General features: G+C 57.5%; 10 protein-coding genes and 2 pseudogenes. 9 read left to right on the top strand and 3 right to left on the bottom strand.

The genetic code is table 11. From position 1 onward, the window contains the following. Window positions 1–335, top strand: a 335-nt coding sequence (locus C5J26_RS31965; RefSeq protein ID WP_105405431.1) for a MarR family winged helix-turn-helix transcriptional regulator, incomplete at its 5' end; no start/stop codon positions are given. A 449-nt stretch (window positions 336–784) separates the two neighbouring features. Further along, window positions 785–1,021 (top strand): annotated as a pseudogene (locus C5J26_RS33480) (DoxX family protein); the annotation flags it as partial. 924 nt (window positions 1,022–1,945) lie between these two features. Here the strand turns inward: C5J26_RS33480 and C5J26_RS33025 are convergent. Next, on the bottom strand, window positions 1,946–2,131 hold the full coding sequence (locus tag C5J26_RS33025) for a hypothetical protein (RefSeq protein ID WP_172746226.1): 186 nt from the start codon (window positions 2,129–2,131) through the stop codon (window positions 1,946–1,948). A gap of 1,401 nt (window positions 2,132–3,532) precedes the next feature. Between C5J26_RS33025 and C5J26_RS31945 the strand changes: the two genes are divergently transcribed. Next, window positions 3,533–3,952, top strand: coding sequence for a response regulator (locus tag C5J26_RS31945; RefSeq protein ID WP_105405425.1), 420 nt, complete (start codon window positions 3,533–3,535; stop codon window positions 3,950–3,952). Further along, a complete protein-coding gene (locus C5J26_RS31940; RefSeq protein WP_105405424.1) occupies window positions 3,933–4,307 on the top strand; it encodes a response regulator transcription factor in 375 nt (124 codons plus the stop codon). Before C5J26_RS31945 ends, C5J26_RS31940 begins: the two co-directional genes overlap by 20 nt. A 341-nt stretch (window positions 4,308–4,648) precedes the next feature. Here the strand turns inward: C5J26_RS31940 and C5J26_RS33580 are convergent, their stop codons facing one another. Further along, on the bottom strand, window positions 4,649–4,948 hold the full coding sequence (locus C5J26_RS33580) for an I78 family peptidase inhibitor (protein WP_105405423.1): 300 nt from the start codon (window positions 4,946–4,948) through the stop codon (window positions 4,649–4,651). Window positions 4,949–5,191: 243 nt separating this feature from the next. On the opposite strand from C5J26_RS33580, the gene C5J26_RS31930 reads away from it, so the two are divergent. The 5 genes and pseudogenes from C5J26_RS31930 (at window position 5,192) to C5J26_RS31905 (ending at window position 11,937) form a co-directional block, all read left to right on the top strand. Beyond that, complete coding sequence (locus C5J26_RS31930) at window positions 5,192–7,528, top strand: EAL domain-containing protein (RefSeq protein WP_172746224.1); 2,337 nt, start codon at window positions 5,192–5,194, stop codon at window positions 7,526–7,528. Between the two features lie 388 nt (window positions 7,529–7,916). Continuing rightward, window positions 7,917–8,576, top strand: a complete 660-nt coding sequence (locus tag C5J26_RS31925; protein ID WP_105405421.1) for a transcriptional regulator — start codon at window positions 7,917–7,919, stop codon at window positions 8,574–8,576. Between the two features lie 133 nt (window positions 8,577–8,709). Continuing rightward, entirely contained in the window at window positions 8,710–9,270 is a 561-nt protein-coding gene (locus tag C5J26_RS31920) for a hypothetical protein (protein ID WP_105405420.1), read from the top strand. A 958-nt stretch (window positions 9,271–10,228) separates the two neighbouring features. Further along, on the top strand, window positions 10,229–11,332 hold the full coding sequence (locus C5J26_RS31910) for a PAS domain S-box protein (protein ID WP_105405418.1): 1,104 nt from the start codon (window positions 10,229–10,231) through the stop codon (window positions 11,330–11,332). Between the two features lie 230 nt (window positions 11,333–11,562). Then, window positions 11,563–11,937 (top strand): annotated as a pseudogene (locus C5J26_RS31905) (PH domain-containing protein). A 392-nt stretch (window positions 11,938–12,329) separates the two neighbouring features. On the opposite strand, the gene C5J26_RS31895 reads toward C5J26_RS31905, so the two are convergent. Next, a complete protein-coding gene (locus tag C5J26_RS31895) occupies window positions 12,330–12,689 on the bottom strand; it encodes a DUF982 domain-containing protein (protein WP_172746223.1) in 360 nt (119 codons plus the stop codon). Window positions 12,690–12,718: the final 29 nt, after the last annotated feature.

Below are 12,718 nucleotides of genomic sequence, written 5' to 3'. Positions count from 1 at the left end.
CGCCGCTTGGCTGGTATGACGTGCTGCTGGAGCTGTCGCGGGCCGAGGGTGGTCGCTTGCGGCCCTACGAGATCGAGGAGCGCACCCTCTTGGCGCAGCACAATCTTTCCCGGCTTCTCGACCGAATAGACAAGGCCGGTCTTGTTCAGCGCGAGGTGTTTTCCGAGGATGGACGGGGTCGATGGGTCATCATCACCGAGGACGGCCGGGCCATGCAGGCGCGCATGTGGAACGTCTATGCGGCGGCGATTCAGCGACATCTAGGCGACAAGCTGGACGACGCCCAAGCCGATCAACTGGCCGAACTGTTGGCCGCATTGTCGCGAAATTCCTAACATTCGAGTCAATATCGCCGCCGCTGAATTTTAGGGGGAATCTCTGTCGCGAAATTCATTCGCAAAAGCCAGAGCTTCGCGAGTGAATCATTGGCTGTCAGTCGCCGGTTCACATCCGTCCTGCCGAACCAAGATCTTGCTCTGCATAGACAATCTGTCACCAAGCGAAAATAGGAATAGCGGGGCCGTCGGTTCAGATCCCATCAAGGCGGACATCGCTGACTTTCGCAATATGGCCTGCCGAGGAAACAGAAGATCAGTCCATTGGATAGCGGCTTCGCGCCCCGCCTCCGCCATTAATCACCCTGTCTTTCATTTTGCCGTCTTCTCCGTCCTGGGGGCTACAACCACATCACCTTGGCATTTTGCAATGCTGTGAGGGGAGGACGGCAACTACCTTGTTCTGACCCCATTCTAGCAACTCTTATCCGCGCACGCCGCCGTCCGATGGATTCCTTCTGGTGTTTGGCCTTTTTACCCCGCCGGTTGCGTTCATTTTGTCCGGCCTGATAGCGTTCGCCTATTTTATCGCGCATGGCTCGGGTGGCTTCTTCCCGGTTCTCAACCATGGCGAACCCGCTATGTTGTATTGCATCATCTTTCTCTACATATTCGCGGCCGGGCCCGGGATCTGGAGCTTGAACGCCCTCAGGGGTTCAAAGACAACGGCCGCCGTCGTGGCATGATTTTAATAGACGCGTGATGCCGAAGGTCGGTGTGGTCATCATGTCGGGCTTCGAAATCTACTTTAGCGGGATCCCGAGGACGGCCATGAGGTTCTATTCGGCCGTTCTCATTCGCCCGCTCTACTCTGGTTATCTCCACCCGGCGGCCCGTATCTCCTTGCCAGCTGTTCATGCCTTCCGACGTTGATTCCGGCAGCGATGACGAGGCAACTCCATCGCCGAGCGGGATCCTCAGGGTGGCAAGTGCCTCAAAGGGTAGATGTAGGATGCCATGGCTAGGTTGTCGTTCTCCGCGAATAATCTGGAAGGGGCGGTCGTCACGTTGAAGGCGTGGTGGGCATCGCAACAGGCTGGGCCTTCGTGATGGAATACGTGCCGGTGGTCCGGCCCCAGCACCCGATCCTGAGGTGCGCCCTTTTATAACCACCGCTCGCTAAACGAGGAATCGGCGGTTTCCTTATCTCGACGTTCGTCGGGATTGAGCCGCAAGCGTTGGCCTTTTACGCTCACTCCAGCGGGCAGGCGACACGATAGCTGCGCCAGGAATGGGCGGCAGTTACTCGGCCTGCTTCGCTCTATAGACACGAAATAGGAGCCGGCGACGACGGCGCCTAGCAGGACTATCCCACCAGCACCAATCCCCGCTCGGCGACCAGCAATTCTTGAGTTGGTTGTCATGCCGCCGAACGTAGTTCGCCAGCAATGTCCCGGCTAGATCACCTAAAGTAGCAACGTCTATAGCTACCTTTCGGATGCCCATCGCTCTTAGTTGAACGCCAACCACGACGCTCCTGAGACTAGACAGCCGAGTACGTCCGTCTGGCGGACGCAAAACAGGAATTCGTGCTGACTGGGCGGTGTCCGGTACATCCTGATCTCCTCCCGGAAATCAAATCGACACGGGTCTCCAAATTTTCCGCAAGCCTAGTGCAGCCGTGCGGATATCGTGGCAGCGATGGCTTCCTTGAGTTCGCCGACAATCTCTTCGTAGTCGGCGATCCGTTTACAGGGTGCTGGCTCGGTCTGCCTGGCTCTCATATCCTTGATGACGTCGGTGAACATCCGGACCTGTTGCTCAAGGTCGATGCTGTCGCTCACTGATATACGCACGATGCTATTCCCCGGCTAGTTCTCCCCCAGCCGCCGAGCATAGAACCAGCATTGCTCGCAATGCACAAATCAGCTTTTCGGAGTAAGCCTCGGTCCGAGACCAACTTAGCCTAAGCAGGCTCATCTACTTAAGCGCGAAATAGATGAGGGCAATTCCCAGAATGATCGAACCGCACATGAGAGCGGGCGCATAGACGAAATCCATGATCGGGCCTCCGGTGTTGCCGCCCTACCTAGAGCAGCTTGCCAAGGCATCCACCCCTAAGATGAGACCAAAACACAACGGTCCTACGTTAGAGGCTCGTTAGTCAGACTGAAGTCCGACGCCGGAACATGCGAGAAGCAGAGGGGTTTATCTGGCGAGTACGCGAAGCCATAGCGTCCCTGGCACCATTCAAACGGCTTCGTCAGATGGTGTGTCTCCCCTTCAAACCCGTCGCCTCACGGGCGGCGGGTTAAGCAGGTTCAAACGATAAAGTGACAGTCCGCCGGTTGAAGCCAGCGGGCTTGCTCCATCAATGGCAGTCAGAGACGATGAGCACTCGGGGCATTCGGCCTTCGCAGCCTTCTGCGCTGCTGCTTCTGTGCTACCTCGCACGTCGCACTACCGACGGCCTCGCATTCCTTCATGGCATTCGAAGATGCCGCATCCGTTGGTGCGTCCGCGATTGACCTGAGCTAGGTCAGCGCCGCTCAGAGGTATGAGCAGGCTAGGGTCCGGTCTTTCTTTCCGTGCAAGAAAATTGGCCAATGTCCTCCAAGGTGTATGTGCCGAGCTCGGTTTGTCCCCTCGTTGCCGGGTCCCAATCGTAGACAACGACCACCTTGTACTTCCCTCCACGCAGGAGACGAACGACTGAGTGCTCCAGCTTCCGCATGTCATCGAAGTAAGCTTCGGCGTCTGGAGGTTCCGCGGATTGCGGCGTGTGCAAAACGCCCCTGGACCATACCAGCCCCACTTTTCAGATGCCAACACGCTATCGCATAGCAATCTGGATCTATCTAGAAGTGCCTGCACTTACCTCGGCGCGTTTCCTGCGCCGTGCGCGAGGCAGCTTGCATCCGACCGTTCAAAAAGTCGAGGGGAGGGAATCAACGTTGAGAAACTGGAGTTCAACATCGATGTCCAACCAGGCTGACGCTCATCTGAGTTTCGACCTCCACCCGAAGCAGCGGCAGCGCCTGCCGACGTCGAGCACCTTAAACAGCCGCGCTTAGCGCTCCATTGCCACATCGGTATCCGCAGCGACGGGGCCGATAGGACCTCGGAAAGCGGCCAGACTTCTCCTTTGGTCCGTTCAACTGAGTGCGGCCGTAATCAGACTGGAAAATGCTGTAGGCAGGAACTAATCGTCCTGTGAAGACTTCTTCGTTGGCCTCAACGGCCGAAGAGGGGATGCAATGACGCCTGATGACGTGAGCGCGACAGAAATTGAAGCGTGCGGCGCTCCTCGCGTTCTAATCGCTGAAGACGAGATCTTGGTTCGGCTCGATCTTGCCCAGAGCATTCGTGATTTGGGTTGGGAAGTTGTGGAAGTATCTTCGGCTGACGAAGCCATTGAGCTGCTGCGCCATCCTCTGCATTTCGATCTCCTGGTGACCGACATCCAGATGCCGGGCCACAAGAACGGGCTGGATCTCGCCCGCCATGTGCGCGAGCAATTTCCCGACATGAAGATCGCGATCGTCTCTGGCGCAGCATATCTGGTTGAGCAATCTCAGGACCTCTGCCACCTTGTCATGAGCAAGCCTGCTTCGGATGCCGTTCAACGGCTGTTAGAGTTGATGAAAGCTACCGGTGATGGACCACAGCATCGCTGAAACAATCTTGCTGGTCGATAGCAATACGCCCCAGCGGACAGCGGTCGCGCAATATCTGCGCGAGTGTGGCTACCGCGTTCTTGAGGCAACGGGTGCCGATGAGGCCCGACAAGCGATCGCACATCACAAAGTGGATATCGTTGTGACGGACGTTGGCCTCAAGGACGACAGCGGATTCGCGGTGTCATCTTTCGTTCGCAAACAACAACCGGAGGTCAAGATTATATTGACGCACACGGTAGAGAAGATCGCGGCTGTTGCCGGCGATCTATGCGAAGACGGGCCGCTTGACCATCCCTATCATCCCCAACTGTTAGTGGAACGGATTAAGCGCCTGGGCCGAAAAGGTGACTAGCGGATCGGTATCTGTTCATCGGAGTGGGATTTCCTGGTTGACCTCAGGATGCTGCACCGCCTGGCCCGCATCGAAAGTCTCAGCCTAAATTCTCACAACGCGTAGCTTTGGTTTCAGCGCCACCTCACGCTAGCGTCGAGCCATTCAGTTGAAGGACATTCCTAGCTTAATAGTCCTATCGTAGAGTTTTCATCGGAATGGCTCGTTCCGGTTGCACCATCAACGGCCGTGATTTGAGCTGCCGGGGCGGGAACAGAGGCCGACCATTCCGTTCGACGGACGTGTGCTCGGCTACAGCCAGCTAAAAGCAAAGCGCGCGGGTGCAGATGGAGGAATATCGCCTAGCCACAAGTCGCCCTGACGATCCGGCCCGTTGCTGGATCCGTCTCGATGGTCACGCGGTTCCCCCTGAAATCGTGAGTGACCATTTGGTCCGGCCTGATCTGACGGACAATGGTTGCACCCGTCAACCGCATAACTTCTTCATCAGTTAGCCTTGGCTTCCCCGCAAGTGCCTGAGCCGCCGTGGGCGCGCAGGTTCGTTGGGGCGGCACCGCCGATGCAGTCCTGCCGTTGCATGAGAGCAGGACGGGAAGCAATCCAATGAAAAGAATGCCGAGAGCCTGATGCGGTGTATTCATTAAAAGGTTCCTGGTTGGCATTGAACGAGAAGATATCGCAGCAGCCGCGAAAATTGTTGGCCCCGGCGCCAAAACTGTGGCGGAGCACTCTCTCATCCGTTTCGTGACAGACCTTGGTCCCTCTCTCCGAGGCTGTGATGCAAGGCCTTTGGTAGGAGTCTCGACTATCAATCCTTAAAATTTTATCGACTTCTCTAACTCAGGGGTCAGACGGGCATGAAAGGATGTCAGCCGGAGGTCCTGATGTCCCAACTGGTTTCCTGTATCACTGAGCAACACAACTGGCTGCTTTTGCTTGTTGCAATCTGCGTCTGCACCGCCGGCAACCTGGCAGGGGTCTTCATGTTGTCGCGCGCTCGGCAGTGCGTCAAGGCGCACCGGAACCTATGGCTTGCCGTCGCCGGGACTGTGTTTGGCGGAACCATCTGGGCAACCCATTTCATCGCCATGCTTTCATACAGTATTCCCGTTTCCTACCGGTTGGTGGAGACAGGCTTGTCGATCGTCGCAGCGATTGCGGTCTCTTGTCTTGCGACTTTTGCGTCCCTCTGCGGCCGAGGTCGGCAAGGTGCCGTCGCTGCCGGGGTTTTTCTCGGACTGGCTATCGCAACAATGCACACCATCGGGCTCAGCGCTATCAGTACCTCTGCCATTATTGAAGGCGACCTGGGGACCGAGGTGGCTGCATGGATGTTGGGCGGCGCGTTTGGAGTCGGTGCGATGCTGGTTCTTGCTCATCGGATGACTGGCGGTCGGCTGATCCTCGCAGCGCTGCTGATCGTCGGCGCGGTCTGCAGCCATCACTTCGTTTCGATGAGTGGCTTTGATATTGTGCCGTTGTATTCAGACGCGGCTCGTACACTGACATTCATCGACCGGGTGGGCATTGCGGTCGGCGTCTGTATCGTCTCCAGTCTGTTGATCGCTACAGGCGTTGCGGCACTATTCTTCGATCGGCACCTGACGGATGTCAAAGGGCTTGCCAACGCGACGTTCGAGGCAGTCGTATTGACACGGGCCGGGCGGATTGTTCATGCCAACGAGAGATTTGCAGCACTCATCGGGAAGGCGGTCGCCGAACTCAAGTCGTCGGTTCTGTCTGATTTTCTGGCTGACCGGCAAGGGCCGCAAGGTGTCCTGAAGTCGCCAAAGGGCCCGGTTCCTGTCGAGATCGTCGAGGGCATTATAGAATACCGCGGCCGCGAAACGTCGGTACTCGGTCTGCGAGACATCAGCGAGCGGCTGGAGGCCAACCGGCAACTGGTCCATCTTGCCTCCCATGATCCGCTGACCAGCCTTTTGAACCGGCGTTCGTTCGCCAGTTGGTCTGAGGAAGCTATCGCCGAAGCTGTGGCTGGGGGAAATGAAGTCTCGCTGCTGACATTTGATCTTGATCGCTTCAAGGCGATCAATGATGTCCATGGCCACGCCGAGGGGGACTTGATCTTGCAACAGGTTGCCGATGTTCTCAACGCTTCGTTCGACGACCGCGCGATCGTGGGGAGGATGGGTGGAGATGAATTTTCTGTCCTGTTGCCGGGATGTCAGGCATCTGCGGCCCGGCAAGCTGCCGCGGCATTTTTCGCAAACTTCAAATCGCTGTTTGATGCGCACGAAAAGGCAGGGGCGTTAGGCGTGAGCATCGGTATCGCGACGTTCCCGGAACATGGACTTGAACTCAAGCAGTTGCAGAATAATGCAGATGCCGCCCTGTACCGTGCGAAATCCGAAGGGAAGGGGAGGATATGCGGGTTCGACCGTTTTCTTGACCAGCAACTGCGTACGCGGCGGAGGCTGGAAGAGGAGCTGCGCAGCGCCGCCCAGGCCGGCGAACTGTTCCTGCTCTACCAGCCAATCGTCGAAACGGCGTCGGGTGAGCCGCAAGGCTATGAAGCACTGTTGCGATGGCGCCATCCAACTTACGGCGTCCTATCCCCGGCGGTGTTCATCGAAGCTGCGGAGGAGAGCGGCAGCATCGTCGAGATTGGGAAGTGGGTCCTCGAAGAGGCTTGCCACCAGGCGGCGTCTTGGGACGACAGGCTCTTCGTCGCCGTCAATGTCTCGACGCGACAACTAATTTCTCCCGATTTAATCGAACACGTGACGACCGCCCTTGAAACAAGCGGTCTTGCGCCAGAAAGACTTGAGCTGGAGATTACCGAGACGGGGCTGCTCGAGGATCGTGCCAACGTCACGCAATGCCTTACCACGCTTGCCTTCATCGGCGTTAAGCTTGTGATGGATGACTTCGGCAGCGGTTACTCGTCGATAACCAACCTCCGCCGCTACCCGTTCCACAAGGTGAAGATCGATCGCAGCTATGTCGCAGCGCTCGATGATGACCCGGTCGCCGAGGTCATCATCGATTGTACGTTGGCGCTCGGGAAGAGCCTAGGCCTCACCATTGTCGTCGAAGGTATCGAAACGGAAGCACAACGCCGTCGCGTCGCTGAAAAGATTCCGGATCAAATGCAAGGTTTTGTTTTCGGTCGCCCGGACGCCATGCAGGGCCGGACCTCGGTGTCAGAACACGAGCCGCGCCCAAAACAGGCACAGCGACCGGTGTTTACGCTTCGCTAACCATGATTCGCTACCCTATGGTTCTCGATGCGGTCTCCTCCCTACGCGTCGATGAGAAAACTTGGGCCGTGAGACTATGTCTCCGGCCCTTTTTCGTGTCATGGGAAATTCCTAACTCGACGTCCCGTCCTGCGGTTGAATTTCCGGGCGGGGGCGAGCTCGATCCTGTGTTCACAGTCACGCGTGAATTTTCGGAGGCGGCGCGAAGCCGGACACAACTTTTCCAGGCCTGACGCCGTAGCACCTCGCGGATTGGAAGGCGATGCGGCTTGCTAGGAACAGAGCCCTCGGGACTGGACCGCCGGGGCGATAGGGGTTATCTGCAGGGCTTGTTGCGATGCTGAAAACGTCGCCGAAACATCACCGCAGATACCCAAGGCCTCTCAAAGTGAAAAAAGTCCAGCGCAGCTTTGCCGTCGAGTACAGATCGGGTCGGCGAAAACTCAATTCCAATCCGAACTCGATCTGGGGAGACATGGATCTCAAGTCCGTTGCGCAGGATCTGCAGGACGAGACAATGCCGTTCATGCCGGAAACTTCCGAGGTTCACAGCACCGGAGTGTCTTTCGCCGGCGAACAACAGGCCGCGGCGTTGTTGACACCGCCGATCGAGCAGGAGACAAATGCAGCGGCTTTACAGGAGACCATAATGGCCGACGAAAACAATACGATGACTGATGCTGACACGCCGACGGTTGCGGCGCCCGCACCGAAGAAGGAGCGCAAGCCTCGCGCCAAAAAGGCGGCGCTTGAGACGGCCTCGGCCGCAGTTTCGGCGCAACCGGCAGCGGCTTCGAATGCCGCAGCGGTCAAGCCGAAGAGAGGACGCAAGGCAAAGGCCGACGAAGGTGCGCCAAGCGCCAAGCGTGCGCCTGTCAAACGTGCTCCGAAGGCCGTGCAGGCAGCGACCGCGCCGTCGGTGGCGGCCGTTGACGAGTTTGCGGATCTTCTGCAGCTGGAAGAGGAAAACCAGAGACTGCGCAAGCAACTGGCTGAGAAGCTGCGTGCTGAAAATGCCGATCTGCGAAAGCGGCTCAACCTCGGTTGATCGGCAGCCGTCGGTCAAGCGCTGGTCGCATTCTCAAGGCTATATCGAGACGAATATCTTGGCGGCGGCTGGTCCTGCCGCCAACGCTTTTGCTCGCAGCCTGCATGCGAGGTAGAATACGAGGTCGAATAAAATGGCGTCTCCATGGAAACTTCTTGCCCGGCTTGTGTCCCCGCGACGTCAGCAACGCCAAGAACACGGCCCGACCGATGACGTGAAGCCGGACATATTGGCCATCGCCAAGCCGACTGAAACGGTCGCCGACAACGGGTTGAACGCCGTCGATCCCAAGGTCGACGAAAAGCCGGTCCTTCACGAACAATCGGAGGCGGTGTCAGCGGACCCGGATCATTCCGAAGAAACGGCAAGCGGTATCCACGGCACGGCAGATATCGAAGGCGCCGGGCCCGCGGAGGCGGTTGATCCGGCCTTGTCCGATGAGGCCGATACTGCCGCACACGACGCTCCAAAACCCTCCCAGGCGGGCGAAGGTGCAACGCGAAAGCGCAGCACCGGGGGCAAAAAAGTGGCAGGGGGTGAAGCCGTTCCGCCACCCTCTCCAGGCGTTCCCGCCGTTTCTGACGATGCAATCCTCCTTGATGAAGAGATCAGGCTGCTGCGGGACCAGCTGGCGCGCAAGCTTCAGCTGCAAAATGCGCAACTGAAGAGGATGCTGGAGCGGTTCGAACGCTGAACGCGCCGTTTGTCCATCGCACCGAATAGCCGATCGAAATTGGCCCAGCCTGGATGTGGTCGGGGTTGCTGGCGCATCGGGTAAGGCCGTAGGACAACATGCCGGCTTAGCGGCGCGCAATCATCTCTAAGGATTTCGAAGCAATCTCGTCCAAGCCAATCGAGAGGTGCATCGAAGTTGTGTGTTGACTGGCGAAACCCGCGCCCCAAAAGCGAGCTGAAGGAGGTCAAAAGAGCTTGCTGCTGAACCATGAGCCATCAGAAGTAGCGACCTCGTGGTCTGTTCGTCAGTTTGAAGGAGCTGGTGTAGTTGGTGCCAAAGCTGCTGGCGGTGTTGTACCAGCTGACGCAGGTGGTGTAGCTGGCGGGCTGGGGTTGGTAGCGGGTTGATCGAAATCTGACCGGAATATCAGCACGGCTACAATGACCACCAAAACGACGACGAAGCCAATTATTGTGTTTCGATTCATGAGTAATCCTCCCAAAACCAAGGGTCGGCTTTGGGAGAGGTAGGCCAGACAAACGGGCTTGTCCACTCCGAGGCCGCCTCTGGTGGGCCATAGGATCCGGCACGTCTCATGAAGAGACCGGGTCGGCGCAGGCTGCAATCAAGGCTGAAGAATTGTTCTCGGGGCACCGCCAACCGGCGCCCATCAATCGCGCGAGAGTCGCGCCTCGAACCTCTCCGCCGATGACCCGGGGCCGATACGCTGCCAACTGCAGAAGCAATTGCCCCGGACGTTGCAGCACCGGATATGCCAGTCGTTTAGTCTTGGAAGTTTGTTCATCGGGCCGTCGTCCAGGAATGGGAGCCGGCCGCACCGTAGGACGTCACATGATTTTGCAACAGTTGGGCCACACAAAAGACTTTATTTCTCGACGTGGGGAGCTAAGGTTCCAACCGGGGTAGGGCCTTTCCGCTCAAAACTTTTGACGACATCTTGGATACGCAGACGCCGATGGCAGACAAACATGATCGCAGTGATGGCGGGGCAACTGACCGTCGCTCTAAGCAATCTGAGGCCGAGGCAGTGGCACATCAACAGACACACGACGCCGCCGCGTTCCTGGCGGCAATCATCGAGTCCTCCGAGGATGCCATCATAAGTAAGTCCCTCCAGGGGGTCATCACCACCTGGAACCGGGGTGCGGAGCGGCTTTTTGGATATAGCGCCGCCGAAGCTGTCGGAAAGCCGATTACCATTCTCATACCTGAGGAGCGGCTTGACGAGGAGCCGTCGATCCTTGCGCGGATCCACGCCGGAGAGCGCGTCGACCATTTCGAGACCATCAGGCGTCGTAAGGATGGTACCTTTTTCGATATTTCGCTGACGATCTCGCCGATCCGCAACAACGACGGCAGGATTATCGGAGCCTCGAAAATTGCCCGTGACATTTCGGACCGGAAGCGCGCAGCAGAGCGCCAGGATCTTCTCCTTCGGGAGATGCATCATCGGGTCAAGAACCTTTTTGCAATCACCGGGAGCATCATCACGTTGGCAGCGCGCACGGCGCAGACGCCGAGCGAGCTCGCCTCTTCAATGAAAGACCGTCTTGTCGCGCTCTCGCAAGCACACGAGATGACACTGCCGAGCTTTACAGGCGACGAAGCATTTCAAGAGCGGTCCACGACCCTGTTCCAGCTGTTGTCCAGCCTGCTTTCCCCGTACGATGAGGGTGAGGGAGGTCGGTGGCGCCTTCATGGTGAAGACGCAACGATCAGCGCCGAGAGAGTGACAAACCTTGCACTGCTCTTTCACGAATACGCCACCAACGCGGTGAAGTACGGATCCCTATCCAATGCGGAAGGGCGATTGGACGTGACGCTCAATGCATTCGATGAAAGATTCGAGATTTCGTGGCTTGAGTCTGGTGGAGGACCTTCCAGGAAAGGGGAAACGAAAGATGCGGGATTCGGCACGAGGCTGGAGCAGATGATCATCCGCAGCCTCAATGCAGACGTGTCCAGAGATTGGCAGCCGCACGGCCTCCTGATCAAACTGAAAATGCCCCGCGCCGCATTCGCAGCGCCAGCTGAGGCTCAAGGTGTGCCGAGACCGTAACCAATGCTCGTGGTTGATCGCCGCGAAGCGGAGACGCCGACCGAAATGGTGCGGGGCTGAGTCGATGAAAAGCTCCCACGTTTTTCAAGGGAGCCTCCTAAAGGATTTTGAGTGCCGGAAGAAATTGCATTTTTCTTCGAGGCTCATTTTCTTTTAGTCGCCCCTCCATCTGCGCTTGCCGTCGAGACGCTTCACTCCTACCGTCCATCAAGAAATGAGGGGTTGGTGACATGGGTATCTCTCATGGCCTTTTTGGGCATGGATCGGCGCTAGATCCCAACGACCTGAAGCGCCGCCTAGACGGTGTTCTGATCGAGGGAGAAACACCGCAACTGGCCAAAGGTGATTCGAGATTTCTTCGTCTTCACTCAGTCCCAGATCATCCTCGTCGACATCCAGTCCATCACCGGCAGCAAGGTCGACACACGTCCATCCCATATAAGGCCATCACCCGCTTCGCGGTTGAAACGGCTGGGACGTTCGATCTTGATTCCGAGCTCAAGATCTGGGTTTCCGGCTCCAGCACGCCTATCGCCAAGACGCTCAAAAAGGGAACCGACGTGCGCGGCATTCAAAGGGAGTTGGCGACAGGAGTGCTGCGGTAGACCGGCCAAGGTCCAGTCCTAGTGTAAGTCGGATCCCGGAGCCTGACTCCCAGGGCCATTGCCGCGCGTTGCCGGCGGAATCAAAATCTAAAGCCTTGATTGGGAGCTTCTGGTAGAGGCCGGCATTCAATGCGGAAGTAGACGTAGATGTCACCCCCAAACCGGCACCTAGGGAAATGACTTTGCGCCCGACAACATCATGAGCAACTGACGCTCCCCCCTTATTCCATGTTGAAAGAGATCGATCAGATCTCGAGCTATCCGGTTGGCCGCCGCGCTTCCCTTCTCTAAGCGCCTTCGTTCGCACAATTGATCGAATACCTTTTGGAGCATTTCCAGGTCTTCGGGATCGAGAATAGACGCCGACTGAGAATGGTTCTGGAGCATCGTCTTTAGTCACATGCAAGATCGAGAGCGGTTGAAGGGGACCCCACGATAGAGACGGTAGCAACGGGTGCCTTGCCGAATAATTCGGGATCGCCAGGCTGATCAGAACACCGCTCATGCCGGTCATCGACCAGCGCGCCAGCTTCGATCACTGCAGCGACAAATGCCAATCGAGCCTTCGCCAGTCTTTCTCGGCCAGCTTGTGCGGCATAGCAGGCGTCCATTGCGATGAGGCGGTAATTTCCAGTCCTTACTGGCCATCGATCGAACAGAGCGACCAGCGCCTCGTCAACGCCGCTCACGGAATGCACCATATTATCATCGGTCCGATAGTAGACGCACAAGCCCCACGGCGCAGTCTCCATTGTTACCCCCTTGTCCCAATCTTGCTCCA

This window comes from Neorhizobium sp. T7_12 (assembly GCF_002968535.1).
In the GTDB taxonomy this organism is placed as follows: Bacteria; Pseudomonadota; Alphaproteobacteria; order Rhizobiales; family Rhizobiaceae; genus Neorhizobium; species Neorhizobium tomejilense.
This window is presented reverse-complemented; position numbering and strand designations above follow the sequence as displayed.

Coding starts and splice junctions, on each gene's coding strand:
- C5J26_RS31910 (WP_105405418.1), top strand. CDS start 10,229: ATGGCAGACAAACATGATCGCAGTGATGGCGGGGCAACTGACCGTCGC.
- C5J26_RS31920 (WP_105405420.1), top strand. CDS start 8,710: ATGGCGTCTCCATGGAAACTTCTTGCCCGGCTTGTGTCCCCGCGACGT.
- C5J26_RS31895 (WP_172746223.1), bottom strand. CDS start 12,689: ATGGAGACTGCGCCGTGGGGCTTGTGCGTCTACTATCGGACCGATGAT.
- C5J26_RS31945 (WP_105405425.1), top strand. CDS start 3,533: ATGACGCCTGATGACGTGAGCGCGACAGAAATTGAAGCGTGCGGCGCT.
- C5J26_RS33580 (WP_105405423.1), bottom strand. CDS start 4,948: ATGAATACACCGCATCAGGCTCTCGGCATTCTTTTCATTGGATTGCTT.
- C5J26_RS31930 (WP_172746224.1), top strand. CDS start 5,192: ATGTCCCAACTGGTTTCCTGTATCACTGAGCAACACAACTGGCTGCTT.
- C5J26_RS31940 (WP_105405424.1), top strand. CDS start 3,933: ATGGACCACAGCATCGCTGAAACAATCTTGCTGGTCGATAGCAATACG.